The organism is Pseudomonas sp. PvP089 (assembly GCF_017875165.1).
In the GTDB taxonomy this organism is placed as follows: domain Bacteria; phylum Pseudomonadota; class Gammaproteobacteria; order Pseudomonadales; family Pseudomonadaceae; genus Aquipseudomonas; species Aquipseudomonas fortuita.
The window spans coordinates 956616-974134 of sequence record NZ_JAGGME010000001.1 but is presented as its reverse complement, the minus strand read 5'-3'; the positions used below and the strand labels follow the sequence as shown (position 1 = coordinate 974134).

Annotated in this window: 18 protein-coding genes; 9 read left to right on the top strand and 9 right to left on the bottom strand. The window is 63.6% G+C overall.

Annotated elements, in window-relative coordinates; all coding sequences use genetic code 11:
• Nucleotides 1–218: 218 nt before the first annotated feature.
• The 9 genes from J3A71_RS04465 to J3A71_RS04425 all read left to right on the top strand — a co-directional run bounded on the left by J3A71_RS04465 (nucleotide 219) and on the right by J3A71_RS04425 (nucleotide 7677).
• A complete protein-coding gene (locus J3A71_RS04465) occupies nucleotides 219–566 on the top strand; it encodes a DUF2958 domain-containing protein (protein WP_016487838.1) in 348 nt (115 codons plus the stop codon).
• Nucleotides 567–908: 342 nt separating this feature from the next.
• Nucleotides 909–1679, top strand: coding sequence for a DUF2285 domain-containing protein (locus tag J3A71_RS04460; RefSeq protein ID WP_003092318.1), 771 nt, complete (start codon nucleotides 909–911; stop codon nucleotides 1677–1679).
• 111 nt (nucleotides 1680–1790) lie between these two features.
• Nucleotides 1791–2075, top strand: a complete 285-nt coding sequence (locus J3A71_RS04455) for a helix-turn-helix domain-containing protein (protein WP_001247107.1) — start codon at nucleotides 1791–1793, stop codon at nucleotides 2073–2075.
• 26 nt (nucleotides 2076–2101) lie between these two features.
• Entirely contained in the window at nucleotides 2102–2947 is an 846-nt protein-coding gene (locus tag J3A71_RS04450) for a replication initiator protein A (protein ID WP_022652188.1), read from the top strand.
• 241 nt (nucleotides 2948–3188) lie between these two features.
• On the top strand, nucleotides 3189–3827 hold the full coding sequence (parA, locus tag J3A71_RS04445; RefSeq protein ID WP_003092312.1) for a ParA family partition ATPase: 639 nt from the start codon (nucleotides 3189–3191) through the stop codon (nucleotides 3825–3827).
• On the top strand, nucleotides 3824–4087 hold the full coding sequence (locus J3A71_RS04440; protein ID WP_000147048.1) for a hypothetical protein: 264 nt from the start codon (nucleotides 3824–3826) through the stop codon (nucleotides 4085–4087). The genes parA and J3A71_RS04440 overlap by 4 nt, the downstream gene beginning before the upstream one ends.
• Nucleotides 4084–4641 carry a DUF2840 domain-containing protein gene (locus tag J3A71_RS04435; protein WP_023093372.1) on the top strand — a complete coding sequence of 186 codons (558 nt, stop codon included), beginning with the start codon at nucleotides 4084–4086 and terminating at the stop codon, nucleotides 4639–4641. Before J3A71_RS04440 ends, J3A71_RS04435 begins: the two co-directional genes overlap by 4 nt.
• On the top strand, nucleotides 4638–5225 hold the full coding sequence (locus J3A71_RS04430; protein ID WP_003092304.1) for a S26 family signal peptidase: 588 nt from the start codon (nucleotides 4638–4640) through the stop codon (nucleotides 5223–5225). Before J3A71_RS04435 ends, J3A71_RS04430 begins: the two co-directional genes overlap by 4 nt.
• Before the next feature lie 448 nt (nucleotides 5226–5673).
• Entirely contained in the window at nucleotides 5674–7677 is a 2004-nt protein-coding gene (locus J3A71_RS04425; RefSeq protein WP_000132148.1) for a relaxase/mobilization nuclease and DUF3363 domain-containing protein, read from the top strand.
• Between the two features lie 66 nt (nucleotides 7678–7743).
• Here the strand turns inward: J3A71_RS04425 and J3A71_RS04420 are convergent, their stop codons facing one another.
• The 9 genes from J3A71_RS04420 to J3A71_RS04380 form a co-directional block, all read right to left on the bottom strand.
• Complete coding sequence (locus J3A71_RS04420; protein WP_003124411.1) at nucleotides 7744–8343, bottom strand: ABC-type transport auxiliary lipoprotein family protein; 600 nt, start codon at nucleotides 8341–8343, stop codon at nucleotides 7744–7746.
• A 94-nt stretch (nucleotides 8344–8437) separates the two neighbouring features.
• On the bottom strand, nucleotides 8438–9367 hold the full coding sequence (locus tag J3A71_RS04415) for an MlaD family protein (protein ID WP_000433686.1): 930 nt from the start codon (nucleotides 9365–9367) through the stop codon (nucleotides 8438–8440).
• 91 nt (nucleotides 9368–9458) lie between these two features.
• Nucleotides 9459–10280, bottom strand: a complete 822-nt coding sequence (locus J3A71_RS04410) for an ATP-binding cassette domain-containing protein (protein WP_023093371.1) — start codon at nucleotides 10278–10280, stop codon at nucleotides 9459–9461.
• Nucleotides 10277–11434 (bottom strand): ABC transporter permease, encoded by a 1158-nt coding sequence (locus J3A71_RS04405; RefSeq protein ID WP_209953647.1) that lies wholly within the window; start codon nucleotides 11432–11434, stop codon nucleotides 10277–10279. Before J3A71_RS04405 ends, J3A71_RS04410 begins: the two co-directional genes overlap by 4 nt.
• A complete protein-coding gene (locus J3A71_RS04400; protein ID WP_000837791.1) occupies nucleotides 11431–12051 on the bottom strand; it encodes a DUF3313 family protein in 621 nt (206 codons plus the stop codon). The genes J3A71_RS04405 and J3A71_RS04400 overlap by 4 nt, the downstream gene beginning before the upstream one ends.
• 15 nt (nucleotides 12052–12066) lie before the next feature.
• On the bottom strand, nucleotides 12067–12414 hold the full coding sequence (locus tag J3A71_RS04395; RefSeq protein ID WP_038421338.1) for an SMR family transporter: 348 nt from the start codon (nucleotides 12412–12414) through the stop codon (nucleotides 12067–12069).
• 80 nt (nucleotides 12415–12494) lie between these two features.
• Nucleotides 12495–15599 (bottom strand): efflux RND transporter permease subunit, encoded by a 3105-nt coding sequence (locus J3A71_RS04390; protein WP_003092293.1) that lies wholly within the window; start codon nucleotides 15597–15599, stop codon nucleotides 12495–12497.
• A 24-nt stretch (nucleotides 15600–15623) separates the two neighbouring features.
• Complete coding sequence (locus J3A71_RS04385) at nucleotides 15624–16655, bottom strand: efflux RND transporter periplasmic adaptor subunit (RefSeq protein WP_225984323.1); 1032 nt, start codon at nucleotides 16653–16655, stop codon at nucleotides 15624–15626.
• A 131-nt stretch (nucleotides 16656–16786) separates the two neighbouring features.
• Nucleotides 16787–17428 (bottom strand): TetR/AcrR family transcriptional regulator, encoded by a 642-nt coding sequence (locus tag J3A71_RS04380; protein ID WP_023093369.1) that lies wholly within the window; start codon nucleotides 17426–17428, stop codon nucleotides 16787–16789.
• Nucleotides 17429–17519 lie beyond the last annotated feature (91 nt).

The following is a 17519-nucleotide window of genomic DNA, read 5'->3' as shown; positions in this document are numbered from 1 at the left end:
TTTGGTGGTGATGTTTTCCTTTTCCGTGCTTTTACGGAGATCCGCATCTGCGGATTTCCTCAGACCCAGGGAACCGCATCCGTGTCTTTCCTGACTTCCACCAATACGCCTTCGTGCCTCTCCGCTTTTGCGGCTTCGTGCGCTTGCGCATACGTGCATCCGTCCGCAGGCACAGATGCGCCTCGGCGATTGCGTGTGTTCGTGGAAGGGGCGCGGCCTTGACCACGCTTGTCACCGAGGAAGACCGGGTGCACCTACTGGCCCACGGCCTCACCCGCGCCGCAGGCCAGGAATGTGACCCGCTGCCCGTGGTGCGCCTGTTCACACCGGACGCACATGCGACCTGGCTATTGGCCGCGCTCGATCCGACCGATGGCGATACGGCCTACGGCCTGATCGACCTCGGGATCGGGATGCCTGCCCTGGCGACGGTGAAGCTGTCCGATCTGGCGTCCATCGTCGGGCCGCTCAAGCAGCCCGTGATACGAGATCGGTATTTCCAGCCGACGCGGCCGCTGTCGGAATACGTTCGACTGGCTCAGGAAAACGGTTCGATCACCGATTGACGCATTCCAGCGCGACCAGGCAAAAAGTATCGCATTGTGACTATTTCGGTCTTAGCCAAGACCTGGCAAGTCTTGATCCGCATGCTTGCACCAGGGTGGTGCGCTCCTGACCAAAACAGTCATGATGCCAGGCGCGAGATTCGGCACGGTGTTCAATGCTGCACCCCATTTCCGGGCGGTGCAGTCGTCGCATTTAGACGATTTCGGCAATGCACTGGAGCGAATCTGTCTTGACACCAGCAGTTAAAGCGTAACCCGAGTTTGATGACCACTTGATGGCGATTCGATAGCTCCCGCACAGCGGAATTGTGGCGACGTTCCCAGAAACAGGGAGGTTTCGCCATGACTGACCGCAGCAGCCAACACTGGTATCCCACGGCCGCGTATCTCTACACGCTGCACCTCGATGGCCCAGCGCTGGCTTGGGAGTATTTGCGCAGGAATCCAAGCTACCGGCGCGACTGGCTACGCCGGCGTCGCAAGCCTGATGCGGCGCAGGCCTGGGGCCTGCGCCTGCTGGAAGATCCCGGCCTGGATGCGCGCGACGCACATCCTGCTTGGTTCCCCGATCACGATGCCGTGGTGCAGCTATACCCCGACGCCGACCCACCACCCGATGCGCATACCTTCGAGTTCTGGCGCATTCCTGGGCGCAAGCAACTGACCCACGACGGCAAGCGCCTGGTGCTCGTATCGCATTGGCCAGGCTGCTGCGTTCGGCTGGCACTCGCACCCGACCTGGAAGATGGTTCGGCCTATCTCTACGCCACACGCGCCTGCGCCACGCCCTGTGCGCGCTACCGCACGCTCGCTGCGAAGCTGGATGCGCTATCTGCCGCAACCGTGGCCACGCCTGTGGCAACAGCCCGCTCCCGCCCCACGCCCGCCGCGCTGCTGGAACTGCATACCTTGCAAGCGCTCGACGCGACCCTCGCGGGAGCCTCCTTGCGCGAGGTGGGCGAAGGTCTGTTCGGCGCGGATGCCGTCGCGGCCGACTGGCACAAAGACAGTGCATTGCGTGCCCGCGTACGGCGGCTGGTACGCCGCGGCGATGAGCTGATGCACGGCGGCTACCGCCGACTAGCGCAGCTTCCAATGTTCCCGTCGCATTAGGGGGGACGTTTCTCGACCCGTGCGAATCGTCCCTTAGCAAGAAGCCTTGCTTTCTTGAGAGTGCCTCTATCCGGCCGCGTGGTGTGGCCGGGCTTGATGGAGGTACATCCCATGCGACCTGCTCCCTCGCGGCCTGCCGCCGCTGCCGTCACTGCGACCTCGCAGCCTCAACGCTACCTGACAAACGACGAAGCCGCCGACTACCTGCGGCTGTCGCCGCGCACGCTGGAGAAGCAGCGGGTGATCGGCGGCGGCCCCAAGTTCCGCAAGTTCGGCCGCCGCGTCATGTACGCGGTGTCCGACCTCGATGCCTGGGCCGACCAGCGCAGCTACGAGGCCACGTCCGATCCCGAATACGCCGAGCGCCACGCGGGCGACTACCGTGATGGCCGCTGATCGTCGGCGCGTGGGTGGCCTTCGCCATGTCCAGCCCGCCAGGGCAAGCCTTGCCGCAGCGCGAACAGCTCGATCTGTTCCGCGCGCTGCCGGGCGACATGGCGCCACGCGATTCCCAGGACTTGATGGCCTTTCCGTTCTTCTCGCTTGCCAAGTCGCGGCGCACGGCGCCGATCGACTTCCGCAGCGGGAACGTCACCATTCGCGTGGAAGGCACGCAGGAGCACGGCATCGCAACGATATGGGATGCCGACGTGCTGATATGGGCCGCCTCGCAGATCGTGGAGGCGCGCGACGCGGGCCTGCGCCCGTCGCGCTGGATACGCGCCACGCCTTACGAGATTTTGCGCTTCATCGGGCGCGGCACGTCCCTCAACGACTACCAGCGCCTGAAGGCCGCCCTCGACCGGCTGCAATCGACCACGGTGGCCACGTCCATCCGCGAAACCACGGGAAGGCGCTTGCATCGCTTCTCGTGGATCAACGAGTGGAAGGAACTCGCCGACGCCAGCGGCACCCCGCTGGGCATCGAGCTGATCTTGCCGGACTGGTTCTATGCCGGCGTGCTCGACGCCGCCCTGGTGCTGACCATCGACCCGGCCTATTTCCGCTTGAAGGGCGGTATCGAACGCTGGCTGTACCGCCTGGTGCGCAAGCATGGCGGGCGGCAGGAGCACGGCTGGCAATTCGACTTCCGACACCTGTACCGCAAATCCGGCAGCGCGGCCCGCTTCTCGGACTTCGCCTACGACGTGCGCGCCCTGGTGGCGCGGCAGTCGTTGCCCGGCTACGTCCTCGGCATCGAGCGGATGCCGGACGACAACACCGAGCTGCTGACCTTCCGGCCCGTGCCGCACGCGGCACGGGGATAACTGCGGGAGAACCTGTGGACGGCCTCGTGCTATCAGGAGTACCGGGTATCGTGCTATCAGGAGTACGACCCTCGTGCTATCAGGAGTACGAAAACGCCGGAAAGCCAACAACGGCGCGGGTTTGCGTTCCCTCTAACTTACCTAACAAGAAATACATAACTTTTAGTAGAAGCGCGCCGTTTCGGTGGACAACCACGAAACGGCACGGCCAGGCCGGCTTTCCAGCTCGGAGGGCCGCGCCATGATCTTCGCGTTTCTCAACCAGAAAGGCGGCGTCGGCAAGACCACGCTCGCCACGCACATCGCCGGCGAACTGGCGATGCGCGGCCTGCATGTCATCCTGCTGGATGCCGACCCGCAGGGGTCATCGCTCGACTGGACGCAGCGGCGTAGCCAGCAGGGCCTGCCCCGTCTGTTCAGCGCCGTGGGCCTTGCCCGCGAAACGCTGCATCAGGAAGCGCCAGAACTCGCCAGGCGGGCCGATCACATCATCATCGACGGCCCGCCGCGCATCGCCGCCCTCGCGCGTTCCGCGCTGCTGGCGGCCGAGCGCGTGCTGATCCCCGTGCAGCCCAGCCCCTACGACGTATGGGCTTCTGCCGAGATGGTCGCACTGATCCGCGAAGCACAGGTGTTCCGGCCAGCGCTGCGCGCGGCCTTCGTCATCAACCGGCGCGTCAGCACCACCATCATCGGCAGGGAGGCACGGCAATCGCTGGCCGAACAGCCGCTGCCCGCGCTGCGCTCGGAGATCCACCAGCGCATCGTCTTTGCCGACAGCGTAGCCGCTGGCCGGCTCGCCCGCGAAACCGCGCCCGACAGCGCCGCTGCCCGCGAGATCGCCGCGCTCACCGACGAACTGCTGCGGTGGCCGACATGACTGGGAAGCCACCACCACGCAGCAAGCGCGTCGGCATCGGTGCGCGTCCCCCAGCGAATCCGCACGCCGAAGCGTGGATTCGCCAGGGCGACGCAGATGCCGTGCAGAAAGGCGACCTCTACACCGCTCGACTGACGCTCGACATCACGCCCGCCATGCGGGCGCGCATCAAGGTGTCGGCCTTCACGCGAGGCGTGACCGTAGCCGAACTGCTGCGCGACCTGCTGGAGCGGGAGTTTCCCCCGGAGGGCACGCCGTGAACGCATCCGCTTCGACCGCCCACACCCCCAAAGCAAGTGCGCCCACGGCTGCGCCGCCGCCGGCGCCTTCGACACTCGCCGGCCAGGCCGGCAACGTGCCGCTGACGCGCGTGGCGCTGGCCTACATCGAACCGCGCTTCAAGCTCTACCTGCGCTTCGGCGAACCGGCGCGCACGCTCCAGCTCGACCGCTGGCGGCGCTGCGCCGTGTTCCTGCCGAACGCGGTTCTGTGCCGCATCCGTTGGCAGGCCAACGACTACGGCACGATCCGCTGGCAGCTCATGGTGATGCAGACCGCCACGCCGCTGGACGCCGTGCAGCGCATCCCCGGCGTGCAGCCGGGCGCGCGTCTGCTGCTGCACGCCGAAGGCGATGCCAACGTGCGCGCCGTGCTGGAACGCATCGACGGCATCGAGGCGCTGGGCATCGCAGCCGCAGACACATCGCCCGCGTACTGGCGCACGCTCGCGAACCGGCTCGCAGCGCGCTCGGCGCTACCCACATACACCGCAGAACGGCACGCCGCCTGGCTGGCCGGGAGGGCATTGCCATGACCACGATTTCCACGACCGGCCCCGTGCCGCATCCTCGCTCGCGCCTGCGCGCTCGCCTCGTGCTGGCAGGCTTCGCCACCGTCGGCCTCGCTGCGCTGGCCTGGGCGGCGTTCGTGCAGCCCCTGCCGCGAATGGCCTACAACCCGTCCGACAGCGTGGCGGTCGGTTGGTATCGCATCGAACCGTTCGACCCGCGCACCGCCTCGCGGCCACGTCCGCTGTCCGTGGACAGCATCGTGCTGATGCCGCTGCCCGACAGGGCCGCCATGCTGGCTGCGCAGCGCGGCTACCTGCCGACCCGCGTTCCGCTGCTCAAACGTGTGGGCGCAGTCGCGCCACAACACGTTTGCATCGTCGCCGGCCAGGTTCGCATCGACGGCGTGCCGGTGGCCGCCGCCCTGCCTGCCGACCGGCTGGGCCGGCCGCTGCCATCCTTGCAGCTTTGCCGCCGTCTCCAACCGGGCGAACTGTTCCTGTTGAGCGCGACCAACCCGGCGTCGTTCGACAGCCGCTATTTCGGGCCGGTCAGCGCGTTCGCCGTGATCGGCGTTGCGCATCCGATCTGGCTGGAGACACGTCCATGATGGCCGCCGATTCGCTGCACTTTGCCGCGCCTCTCATCGTGCCATCGGGCATGTCGTTCTACTGTTCGTCGCCGTGTCGTCGCGCGTGCAGTGCGGGTGCATTCGCACCGCACTTCGCGCTGCCTTCGGCGCAGCCGCCCAACGTGCAGGCGTCTTGCCTCGAACGCGCCTGGCCTGCGGCCATTGGCGTGTTCGCCGGCGGGCTGGCTGCTCGTGCAGCAGCGCCGCCGGGCCGCCGATGCCCGGAGCGGGAGCGAGGGGCAAAGGCGGAAGGCAAGACAAAAGGGTTCGGCACTCTGCCGCCCGCAAAGCCAGTCTGCACGTGGGGGTGGCGCGGCACGGCGCGGCTTCGCCGCCGTGCCGCGTGGGGCGCGAGGCACGCGCCGATGCAGGCATGTCCGCGTGCTTCGCACGCTCGGACACGCCGGAGCTTGCAGGGAGCACAGCCATGACCGACCGCGGCGACCATGATTTCTGGGTGCGCCCTGGCGCGCCGAAGAACCGAGGCAAAGGCCAGGGCCAGAGCTTCGTTTCCAAGGTGCTCAAGCAGGCTGGCAAGGCCAGCGGCGGCAAGTCGGCGGTGCGCCGTCCTACCGCTGGCGGGAGCGGCCAGCACGCCGGCCAGCGGCCCGGCTCACGGCTTGGACGCGGCCATACGGCGGCGCGCTTCGCAGGCGCAAAGCTGACCCCTATGTCACGGCGCGTGACCATCAAGACGCTGCTGGTCAACCAGCGCAACGCCAGTCCGCAGTCGCTCGCCAAGCACCTGCGCTACATCGAGCGCGACGGTGCCGGCCGGAACGGCGAGCCGGGCCGTGCCTACGGGCCGCAGACCGACGAAGCCGACCTCGATGCCTTCAAGGAACGCTGCCAGGACGACCGACATCATTTCCGCTTCATCGTCTCACCTGAAGACAGTGCGGAGCTGGACGACCTGCGCACCTACACCCGGCACCTGATGAACCGGATGGAGGCCGACCTGGGGACGCGGCTGGATTGGGTGGCGGTCGATCACTGGAACACCGACAACCCGCACACGCACCTGATCGTGCGCGGACGCGACGATACCGGCAAAGACCTCATCATCGCGGGCGACTACATCGCCCACGGCTTCCGCCATCGCGCCGCCGAGCTGGCGACGGAATGGCTGGGGCCGCGCACCGAACTGGAGATCCAGCAGACCTTGCAGCGCGAGGTGGAGCAAGAGCGGTGGACGAGCCTCGACCGCACGTTGCAGCGCGAGGCCGGCGAGGATGGCCGGGTGCAGATCGAACGCTTCAACGAACCCCGGCTGCAACGCCAGCGCCTGCTGCTGATCGGCCGCCTGCAACACTTGCAGCGCCTGGGCCTGGCCGACGAGGTGCAGCCCGGCACCTGGGCCGTCCATGCGGACGCGGAGAAGACCTTGCGTGCCCTGGGCGAGCGTGGCGACATCATCCGAACGATGCAGCGGGCCATGAGCGGCAAGCCTCGCGAGCTGGCGGTGTTCGAGCCGGGCGACGACGGCCGCACTATCGTCGGTCGCGTGGCTGCTAAGGGTCTGGCCGACGAGCTGCACGACCGCGGCTATCTGGTCATCGACGGGTTGGACGGCAAAGCCCACTACGTCGCGTTGGACGCCCGCGACGAGCTGGCGAACTATCCCATCGGCGCGGTGGTGGAGGTACGCGGTTCCGCCGAGGTGCGGGCGGCCGACAAGAACATCGCCACGCTGGCGAGCAATGGCCTGTACCGCACCGATCACCACCTGGCGATCGAGCAAGGCCGAGCCAAGCCCGGCCGCGACCCGCAAGAGGCTGTGGCGGCCCATATCCGCCGGCTGGAAGCCCTACGGCGGGCCGGCATCGTGGAGCGCGTGGCCGAGGGGTTATGGAAGGTGCCGGACGACTTGGCCGAGCGTGGCCGCCAGTACGACGCGCAGCGGCTGGGCGGCGTGGCGGTCGAACTGAAATCGCATCTGCCGATTGAACGGCAGGCCCGCGTCATCGGCGCGACCTGGCTGGATCAGCAGTTGATCGGCGGCGGCAAGGGACTGGGCGACCTGGGCTTTGGCGGCGATGCTAGGCAAGCCTTGCAGCAGCGCGCCGACTTCCTCGAAGAACAGGGGCTGGCCCAGCGGCGCGGGCAGCGGCTGATTCTCTCCCGGAATCTGCTGGAAACGCTGCGCAATCGGGAGCTGGCGCAGGCCGCCCAGCACATTGCCGCCGATAGCGGATTGGAGCATCGGCACGTCACAGACGGGCAGCGCGTAGCCGGCATCTACCGGCGCTCGGTCATGCTCGCCAGCGGTCGCTATGCGCTGCTCGATGACGGCATGGGATTCAGTCTGGTGCCTTGGCGGCCGATAATCGAGCCACGACTGGGGCAGCAGATCGCCGCGACTGTACGCGGCGGCGGTGTGTCATGGGAGGTTGGACGGCAAAGAGGTCCTGGGATTGGATCGGGGCCGTAGGCTGTCGTACCGAGTTAAGGTGTCGAGCAGCGTTTTGGCCCTAGCTTCTGTGCTCCGTTAAGACGACTAGTCTGTGCTTATCGACGACGCTGTGGGTGCATGGTTGCTTGCCAATTCCGGTGCAACTCGCAAACGCGCTGCCCCGACCTGAACTGCCCATTCAACGATCTGCCCGGCCAATATATCCGTGGCGACACCGAACGCGCTCACCACATCGGCCTCTCGCTTGCTGCCTGTGGCTTGGATTGCTTCGAAGCGTCTACTGGCAATAGCAGTCCGTTTGGCCGGATCGACCAGTTGCACATCGAGCCGAACCGCGGCGATCGCTTCAGTGCCGCGGTATTCGAGCTGGAACGCCCGCAGCGTACTGCGCAACTCCATATCGGCGCTCATTGGGGTGCTATCGGTAATCACGGAAGTCGACCGCCCATCGCGCATGAAGGCTTCGACGATTCGGTCACGCAGCAGCACCGGTGCGGGGTCGGCCCAACGCACTCCTTGCCAAGCCGACAAGCGACCATCGGGCTGCGCAATGAACAGCCGCTCCGAATCCAGGACGCGACTACTCTCAGGGGCGTAGACGCGCAGCGCCCCGGGTCCCGGAACGGCGCGCGGCGTACTCTCCGCCTGGGCGATGTGATAGTCGGGCAATTTGTAGGTGACCATTGGAGCTTAGCTTTGGGAAGCACACTGCACGCGGACAAGCCGAGTACTAGCGTCATAGTCACGGCAGCGACGGGAATCATCCTGGCGGAAGTGTTCACGGCTTGGTTTCCTCAATGTTCTCTCCACCGAGCAGGTATTGCGCCGGATTGCGATCCAGTCGGCGCAGCACGGTGTTTAGATTGGCCAGCGCCTGCTGGAGTTCGTGCATGGCAGGACCTGTGGCGGCCAAGCCCTGGTTCAGCGATTCCTGATTGTTTTGCAGTAGCGTCTCAACCCTGAAAGCGGCGCGTTCGAGGGATGCCGTTGCATCACGCGTGTTCACCATGATTTGCTTACCATCGTTATTTAGTAGCAGGTTGGCATCGCGAAGAGTGCTATTTGCTTGGCGCACGGCAGCTGTCGATTCTCTGCTTGCTTCGGTCAGATTGCTGATTAACGTCGCGATCTCGGCCCTCTGGTCAGCGACCGCGCCCGTGGTCTGTTCAAGATTCACCAGACTGCGGTGCACAAGAGCCAAATTCTCCTTCGACAGTAACTCCTGCGTGCGCAGCAAGATGCCGTTGAGTGTCGTCATGCTGTTCCCCTCACCGGAGACCAGGGATGCCATCGCCGAACGTGGTGCGAGGATCAACGGTTCCTCGTCCTCTCTCCGATCCAGCAATGGCACGTTTGGCCCACCGTCGCTCAACTCGATCACCGCGTTGCCGGTAATTCCCGTGATGACCAATTCAGCGCGGGTATCCTGCCGGACCGGGATGGTGGCATTGATGCGTACGCGCGCTATCGCCCGCCTTGGGTCTCGCGGTGAAAGAGAAAGTGCAACGACTTCGCCAATCGTGATTCCGCTGTACTGAACCTGGCTGCCGGGCGTAAGCCCGGTCACTGGCTCATCGAACATAATCCGGTAATACTGGTAATCGTGGTCGGAACGTGTGTCGCTGAGCCAAAGCGCGAAGCCAATACCAATCGCACCGAGCAGCACGACGAACAGACCAATGAATACATGATGGGCACGTGGTTCCATGATCAGACCACCTCGTTCTCAGAGTTTAAATATTGCGTGCGCCCAGCCCAATGCGTGCGCGACGGAAGAATGATGCAGATGCGGAGGGGTTTCATGGCTGCGTCTCTTGGCTGGAAGCACCAGTGGCCTGTGCGGCCGCACGGCCACGGGGGCCGTGAAAGTATTCCTGTATCCACGGGTGCTTGAAGCGCTCGACTGCCTCGATGCCGTCGTTGATGAGTACCTTCTGGTTCGCCAGGACCGCGACACGGTCGCATATGGTGTACAGCGTATCGAGGTCGTGGGTTACCAGAAACACCGTGAGGCCCAGTGCATTGCGCAGGGTCAGAATCAATTGGTCGAAAGATGCAGCCCCGATTGGATCCAGTCCTGCGGTGGGTTCGTCAAGAAACAGGATGTTCGCATCAAGCGCCAAGGCTCTCGCCAGTGCTGCTCGTTTCACCATGCCTCCGGACAACGAGGCCGGATACTTGTCTCCCGCTCCGGCAGGCAACCCCACCAAGCCCAGCTTGCTTCTTGCCAAACGCTCGGCAAGAGGCCGCGCCAGACCGACATGCTCGATCAAAGGAAGAGCGACGTTCTCCAAGACGGTCAGCGATGAATACAACGCGCCCTTCTGGAACAGAATGCCGAACCTTCGCTCCATACGCGCGCGCGCAAGCCATTGGGCTCGCAGTAGGTCGCGCCCCCCGATACGGACCACGCCCGAATGCGGCTTCTGCAGCCCGACGACGCTACGCAAGAGCACGGATTTCCCGGTGCCTGACCCTCCCACCACGCCAAGGATTTCCCCGCGCCGCACGTCCAGGTCTAGGTCCTGATGGACCTGCTGGGTTCCAAACCTGTTGTCCAGGCCGCGCACTTCAATAGCGTGTCGCACACCGTTGTCGGTGTCTTGCTTCACCGCGCTCACCAGCCCATCTCCATGAAGAACAGTGCAGCGATGGCGTCTATCAGGATCACCATGAAGATTGATTGCACGACACTAGACGTCGTGTGGTCGCCTACCGACTCAGCGCTACCGGCGACCTTGAACCCTTCATGGCAGCCGATAGCGGCGATCATCACCGCGAAGAGCGGGGACTTGCTCATTCCGACAAGAAAATGGCGCACCTCGATTTTTTCCTGCACGATGGCAAGGAACTGTGCGGGAGGAATTTCCAAGCTCAGTGCGCATACGGTGGCGCCGCCCGCAATGCCAGCCAAGATGCCTACTAAGGTGAGCAGTGGCAAGGACACAAGAAGCGCCAGCACGCGTGGCAGCACCAGTAACTCGATGGGGTCGAGCGCGTTGGAGCGAAGCGCATCGATCTCTTCATTTACCTTCATCGAACCGATTTGGGCGGTGTACGCGCTTGCGGTACGGCCTGCAATCAATATGGCCGGGAGCAGCACTCCGAACTCGCGCATGAACGAGAAGGCGACCAGATGCACCGAGAAGATGCTCGCACCGAAGTTGGCCAGCACCGTTGCTCCCAGGAACGCCACCACCATTCCTACCATGAAGCTCAGTAGCGCCACGATGGGAATGGCGTCCACCGCTGATCGCTGGATTTGAGCGATCACCGAGGTCGCGCGCCAGCGACGCGGGTGACGAACGGTACGGCTCCATGTTTCGATGATCTGGCCCACGAACCCGGCCAGACCAAGACACGCACGACAGCCCTGTTCCAAGGTCAGGCCTATGCGTCCCAGACCGCGGAGCAGAGGATTCCCGCTCACCGCTGCTTTCTCCGTCTTCTGCTGATCGGTAGCAGCGGCGGCCAGCGCTCTCATTAGGGCGAGGCGATCCGAGGACAGATTTGGAGCTGCCTCCGGCCGGTCGAGTATCGAGTCTGGCCCGAGAATTTCCACCAGCAGAGCCGCGCCGGCGGTGTCCAGTCTCTGGACTTGCGTCCAGTCGAGTAAGGGAGTGGCGTACCCCTCGGCATGACTGATGCGGGCGGCGGACACGGATTTTGCCAGACTGGCGTAGTGCTCTATCGTCCAGTCGCCACCCGCCAGCCATTTGTGATCACCGCCGACCATGGCATCCTGCCGGAGCCAAGCCTGTGAAGCGTTGCTCATGGCTGCGTGTCCCGCCAAGCGCTGTCGATGCGCTCGATGCAGTTCGTGATCGCCGCTTTGGCATGACCCAGCAATGTGTACGAACCGGCGAACTCTTTAATGACGTTGCCGCGCTCGAAGCAACTGGCGGCAGCAACCCGGCGTCCCGTCCTTAAATCGACTGCTTCGAACTCTAGGCTGGCACCACCCGTCGTCACGGGTCCAACCAGCAGGGTCGTCATTGCATTGACTGCCCGATTCGGTGTCTGCAGTTCGGTGACCGCTACACGCACCCGAACCTGTCCCGCGCCACCTGGGGGGGCGGGACTTTTGCCTTCCTGGCGTTTCAGTTCGCTCGTCACATGGTCTAGCACTTCGCGCTGCTGCGCGTCATCGAGCCCATCGATGCGACCCGAGGCGGTCTTGATCTGCGCTTCTTCCACCACGACAGCGGCATAACGCTTGGGCTCGAATCCCGCTGCGCGGTACATCAGTACGTTCTCGTATCGTGTCGGCGATAACTTCTCGTAGTCGCCGAGAAATCCGGAGCGCGTCATGCTGTTGGTCGCGCATCCAGAGAGCGCGCCTGCTACGCAAAAAAAGATGCCGCCGCGGATCAATGCAGTTTTGCTCTTCATAATGGGTCTCCTTGATCAAACGAAACTAAGACAGGCAATGCCTGCTGCGATGAGGGCGGTGCCAGACCAGCGCGTTACCGATGCGACATCGCCTAGTAGGAGGGCGCCGACGCCCAAGTTTCCAAGTAGCCCGATTCCTGCCCAGGCTGCAGAGGCCGCGCTGATCGGAATCCGCTTGAGCGCGAACCACAAAAGTGCGCCGCTGGCCGCCATGCACGTCACTGCCACACAGAGGCCGACCCAGCGCATCGGACCGCCCGCCGTGATGGCCCGCAGGCCCAGTGGATAGCCCGCTCCTAGAACCCCTGCGGCAATGACAATCGACCAGGATTTCCAGATCAGCGGATGGGTGCTGAATCGCATAAGCCTAGCGAGACATACGCATGAAGCGTGGGTGCATACGAATTCTGAGAATGCGCAGCACGCGGCGGCTCGCAAGAGACTCATGAGCGATCTCCATGCGCGGTGGCGACACTCAGGTTCCACGGCCCAATTCGCTTGATTCCAAACAGGACTTCGTAAAGCAGCGGAATCAAGCCCAACGTCACCAGCGTTCCGAGTGCCAGCCCACCGATCATCGCGATCGCCATCCCTTTCCATAATGGTCCGGAGAAGAGCATGAGTGGCACCAGTCCCGAAATGCAGGTGACCTTGGTCATCACGATTGGACGAAGCCGTTGTATCGCGGCCCCAACCAAGGCTTCATGGCGTGGCAGGCCTTCCGCTAGCCCCTGGTCGATGCGTTCCAGCAAGAGCACGGCGTTGTTGACAATGATCCCGAACAGGGCCAGTACGCCGAAGGTCGCCATGAAGCTGAAAGGTGTGCCGGTCAGCTTCAGAGCCAATACCACGCCGATAAGCGTGAAAGGGATCGTCGCGAGGATCACACCGAGCTTGCGGAAAGAATTGAACTGCCATACGAACAGCATCAGCATCGCCAGAAATGCGAGGGGCATGTAGGTCGACAGCGCGGCGTTCGATTCGGCGGCTTCCTCGATCTCGCCGCCAAGTTCAACCGAGTAGCCCGCGGGCAGGTCCAGGGCAGCGACGCTAGGCGCCAGGCGGTTGATGATCTCCTGGGCGGTGTAAGAGGTGTTCTGTCCTTGCACGGTGATCGTGCGGATGAGATTGCGCCGTTGGATGACCGAGGGCTCGCTCGCGAGCGATACGTCTGCGACCTGAGCCAGCGTCACCGCTGGACCGCCGTTGGTGGGATAGATGAGCGTCGCGCCTACGTCTGCCGTGCTGCGACGCTCGCTTACGATACTGCGCAGGACGATCGGGACGGAGGTGTCACCGTCGCGAATAACCGAGATCGATCTGCCGCTGTAGCGGACATCCAGCCCGCCAGCGATGTCTTCAGTCGTCACGCCCGCCCGACGCGCGCGGTCCTGGTCGACCCGTACGTCGATGCGGCCAACGCGCGTATCCCAATCGTTCTTGACGTTGATGGTGCCGGGCAGCTTGCGCAGCGCTGCTTCGATTTTGGACGCGGCCCCCAACAATACCTCCTCATCCGGACCGCTGACGCGATAAATGGCAGTCCCTGACTCGGTCGCACCGAGCGAGAAACGCTTGGGCTCGGCGCGCACGTCGCCATGTGCTTGCGCAAAGTAGCTGCGGGTGCGGGCGAGGACGGCGTCGATGTCGCTCTTCGGCTTCAATGTGACAACGAAGTACGCGATGTTCGATGCCGGCAGTGGTGGATTCAGGCTAAGGATGAAGCGCGGGCCACCATCGGCGACGTAGCCGATGTGATCGGAGACTTCTGGATTGATGTTCGTGTCGCCCAGCCAACCACTGATCTGCTTCACGCGGGCGAGCGTTTCGCGCGAGTCGGTACCGGGGGCGAGCTGCACCGGAATCTGGAACTGAAGCCGGTCGGACTTGGGCATGAAATCGTACGGCAGGGTGGTGAAGCCATACAGCGCAATGGCAAGCGCCGCGATCATCGACGCTACATAGACCGCCTTATGGTGGAGCACCCACTCCAGTACGCGCCGGTAGCCACGGTAGAAGCGGGTGTCATAGGCGTCGCCCTGCTCCTGCTTGTGATGGGGTTTGGCGAAGTGGTAGCACAATAGGGGCGTGACAGTCAGGCACAGCAGCCACGAAGCGAACAACGTCAGTGCCAGCACGACCACGAGATTGTGCAGATACTCGCTCGTGGCGTTCTGGCCAAAAAAGAACGGCGAGAACACGATCACGATCACGAGCGAGGACGTGAGCAGCGGAATGGCGAGCGTGCGGCCCGCCTCGAGGCAGGCATGCTTACGATCTTCGCCACCGGCCAGGCGGCGTTCGATGTCTTCGGCAATCACAATGCCGTTGTCCACCAACAAGCCGAGCGCAATGATGATGGCGCCCATCGAGACGTTCTGAAGCTCGATGTTCATCGCGCGCATGACGATGAGTGCACTGAGGATCGTCAACGGCACGATCATGCCCACGATGATCCCGGTGCGCCAACCGAGAAATAGCACGACGACACCGAGGACGACGATGATCGTCTCCATCATGACGTGGTTCATTTTGCCCATCTCGTGCTTGACGACATCGGCCTGGAAAGTGACGTATGACAGATCGAAACCCGCCGGCAGCAGCTTCTCCTGGTCTGCAACCCGTGCTTTGAGCGCTTTTCCGAACTGCTCCACGTTCTGACCGGAGGCCATCGAAACCGCCATGACGACAGCGGGCTGGCCTTTGTAGATGGCAGCAGATTCCGGCGGATCGGCTGGCCGCACACTCACCTGCGCCAGTTCACCCAATGCGATCGTCGGCACGGGCGCCGTACTACTTTGCGGTCGTGGCAGCGCGATCGGCATTGCTCGCAGGGAGGGAGCGTCACGCACTTCGCCACTGACCGCCAAGGTTGCATTGATGCCGCCGACAACAATTTGTCCACCCGAAGCGACGACGTTCTGTTTGACGAGTTGGTCGATCACCCCCTGTGGTGTCAGCTCCAATCGCGCGAGCCTAGGCCGATCGAATTCGAGATAGACGCGCTCTTCCTGCAGGCCGTAGAAAGTGATGCGCTCAATACCAGGCACGGTGTACAGGCGGTCGCGCATCTGCTTGAGCGCGACGCGCATCTCGCTCATGGAGTAACCTGGTGCAGTGACCGCAATCGAGGCAACCGCGACGCGGCCGAAGTCTTCGTCGACGAAAGGCCCCATCGTGCTCTGTGGTAAGGCATCCTTCGAATCGGCGACCTTGGCCCGGACGCGCTGCCAGATCGGTGCCAAGTCGGTGTAGCGGTCCCAGATCGTGACCTGGATCATGGCGCTGCCTGCGCGCACGGTGCTCGTCACGCGCTTGACCTCTGCCAGTTCGCGCAAGCGCTCCTCGATCGGCCGGGCAATGAGTTGCTCAACGCGTTCGGCGGGCAGCCCCGGGTTCAACGCCGTGACCATCGCATCGCGGACCGTGACAGTCGGCTCCTCCTGAGAAGGAAAATTCAGGAAGGTCGCGATGCCGGCGACGAAAATGATGAGCGCTACAAAGTAGGTAAGTCGACTGGCGCGCAGCGCCATCTCGGTGATCTTCATGATGAAGTAACCTGGTGGATCGCGTTAGCGCTTGGTCAATTGAGTGGTGGCTTCCAGTGGTGTCACTGGCTGTCCATCGGTGAGCCATCCTCCTCCGGCGGCAACCACCGTCTCGCCGGGCTTGAGTCCAGCGAGGACGCGCGCGCTGTCTCCTTCCTGTACCGGCGTGAAGCGCACCGCGCGACGGTGCACCTTCTTATCTTCAGGGGTGTAGACGAAGACGGAAGCCTCGCCCGGCTTCGTGCCGAGCACCAGCGAGGCATAAGGTATGGATACAGTCTCGGGCCGAGAGGTCTTGGAGGTTGCCGCAGGTGCGTCGAGCACGACCTGTACGGGAATACCTGGCCGAAGTGCGCGCGCTTGCGCGTTATCTTCAGGCACTAGCACCACGGGTAGGAGCGAGCCATTTTCGGCGCGCAGACCGACACGACGTACCACCGCTCGGATTGGTTGTTCGGCTCCGCTCCAGCTCAGTTCTGCGCGTTGGCCGACATCTATGTGAGGTGCCTGTGTAGTAGACGCGTTCGCGATGATCTCAGTGCCACTGCGCACGCCGTCGACCTGAAATACCGGCGCACCAGCAGCAATGTCGGTGAACGCCAAAGCCAGCTTTTCCGCCACGACACCATCGAAAGGAGCGACGATCATCGTGCCACGTTGTGCTCGTTCGGCCAGGCCAAGCGCCGCCTTGGCAGTGCGCGCTTGACCCTCTGCGACCGCTAGCTGCGCCTTCGCGCTCTCGAACGCAGCAGGGGAGATGACTTCGCTTTCGAGCAACCGGCGCTGTTGATCTGTCTGTACACGTCGATCCATCAGGCCGGCTTCGGCGGCCGCCAGGGATGCTTGCGCTTGTGTCACGCGAAGCCGGTCAGGTTGCGCATCAAGTTCTGCCAGGACTTGGCCGCGGGAGAACCGTTCACCCACGTCGACGTTCAACTTGGCGATCCGTCCTCCTGTTTCAAATCCTAGGATGCTGCGCTCGGTTGCTCGCGCCGAGCCAGTCAATTCGATGCGAGAGCTATGCGGGAGATCCGACTGCGCGGCGGCGAGCTTCACTGCGCGCGGAGGCTCGGATACGGTGGATTGCGAGTTTCCGCACCCTGAGAGCAGAGTCGAAATGGATAGTGTGCAAGCAACCGCCAAGGAGCGCGGTGCGCACGCGGTCATGACACCGCTACGGACGCGACTCATGTGCGTCCTTTTGCCGGGACAAGTTCGAGATGGCCCGAGGCGAGATCCTGGAGCGCCCGAAAGAAATGCCGCCGCTCTGCGGGTGCGAGTATTGGCAAACCCAGAAGATCGGCGAACAGGGCGCCATCCAATGCCAGCATGATGAGTGCCGCGGTCTCGGTGCCACGCGGGGATCGACGCACGCGTTCGTACTGCACGCGGTACCACTCGCGCAGTGGGTCGAGAAGTGTTGGATCTTCCGCAGCTGCCGCGAGCAGCGCTGCGCCCATCTTCTGCATCTCGTCGTCGGGCATCGCTTCCACCTGGCTCGACAGCCAGGGGTCCGGATCTCCGGCAAACCTGCGCTCGTGATTGGCTTGTACCGCGTCGAACGCCCGGATCATCTCGTCGATCAGTGTCACGAACAAATCGCGTTTGGTCTTGAAGTGATAGAGAAACGCCCCTTTGCTCAACCCGGCCCGCACAACGACGGCGTCCAGTGTCAAGCGACTGGCACCTTCCTCCAGCACCAGTTCGCGGGCGGCCTGCAGGATGCGGTCGCGAGTTCGCTGGGCTCCTTGCTGGAGGCCGGGCTGCGCATCGGCGCTGCTATGGGCAGTGGACGGGGGGGGCAACTTTGTTTTCGCGCGGGGCGGCATGGTCGTGCTCCAAAAAAGCTTGAGTCATATACAGTCCAGACGGTATAGTAGAAGCCATACAACAGTCCGTCAAGACTTTTTCGGAGCGCAA

Excerpts from the sequence above, each read along its gene's own strand:
- J3A71_RS04460 (WP_003092318.1), top strand. The coding sequence starts at position 909 with ATGACTGACCGCAGCAGCCAACACTGGTATCCCACGGCCGCGTATCTC.
- J3A71_RS04430 (WP_003092304.1), top strand. The coding sequence starts at position 4,638 with ATGACCACGATTTCCACGACCGGCCCCGTGCCGCATCCTCGCTCGCGC.
- J3A71_RS04395 (WP_038421338.1), bottom strand. The coding sequence starts at position 12,414 with ATGCGATTCAGCACCCATCCGCTGATCTGGAAATCCTGGTCGATTGTC.
- J3A71_RS04400 (WP_000837791.1), bottom strand. The coding sequence starts at position 12,051 with ATGAAGAGCAAAACTGCATTGATCCGCGGCGGCATCTTTTTTTGCGTA.
- J3A71_RS04425 (WP_000132148.1), top strand. The coding sequence starts at position 5,674 with ATGACCGACCGCGGCGACCATGATTTCTGGGTGCGCCCTGGCGCGCCG.
- parA (WP_003092312.1), top strand. The coding sequence starts at position 3,189 with ATGATCTTCGCGTTTCTCAACCAGAAAGGCGGCGTCGGCAAGACCACG.
- J3A71_RS04450 (WP_022652188.1), top strand. The coding sequence starts at position 2,102 with ATGTCCAGCCCGCCAGGGCAAGCCTTGCCGCAGCGCGAACAGCTCGAT.
- J3A71_RS04380 (WP_023093369.1), bottom strand. The coding sequence starts at position 17,428 with ATGCCGCCCCGCGCGAAAACAAAGTTGCCCCCCCCGTCCACTGCCCAT.
- J3A71_RS04405 (WP_209953647.1), bottom strand. The coding sequence starts at position 11,434 with ATGAGCAACGCTTCACAGGCTTGGCTCCGGCAGGATGCCATGGTCGGC.
- J3A71_RS04415 (WP_000433686.1), bottom strand. The coding sequence starts at position 9,367 with ATGGAACCACGTGCCCATCATGTATTCATTGGTCTGTTCGTCGTGCTG.
- J3A71_RS04420 (WP_003124411.1), bottom strand. The coding sequence starts at position 8,343 with ATGGTCACCTACAAATTGCCCGACTATCACATCGCCCAGGCGGAGAGT.
- J3A71_RS04455 (WP_001247107.1), top strand. The coding sequence starts at position 1,791 with ATGCGACCTGCTCCCTCGCGGCCTGCCGCCGCTGCCGTCACTGCGACC.
- J3A71_RS04390 (WP_003092293.1), bottom strand. The coding sequence starts at position 15,599 with ATGAAGATCACCGAGATGGCGCTGCGCGCCAGTCGACTTACCTACTTT.
- J3A71_RS04440 (WP_000147048.1), top strand. The coding sequence starts at position 3,824 with ATGACTGGGAAGCCACCACCACGCAGCAAGCGCGTCGGCATCGGTGCG.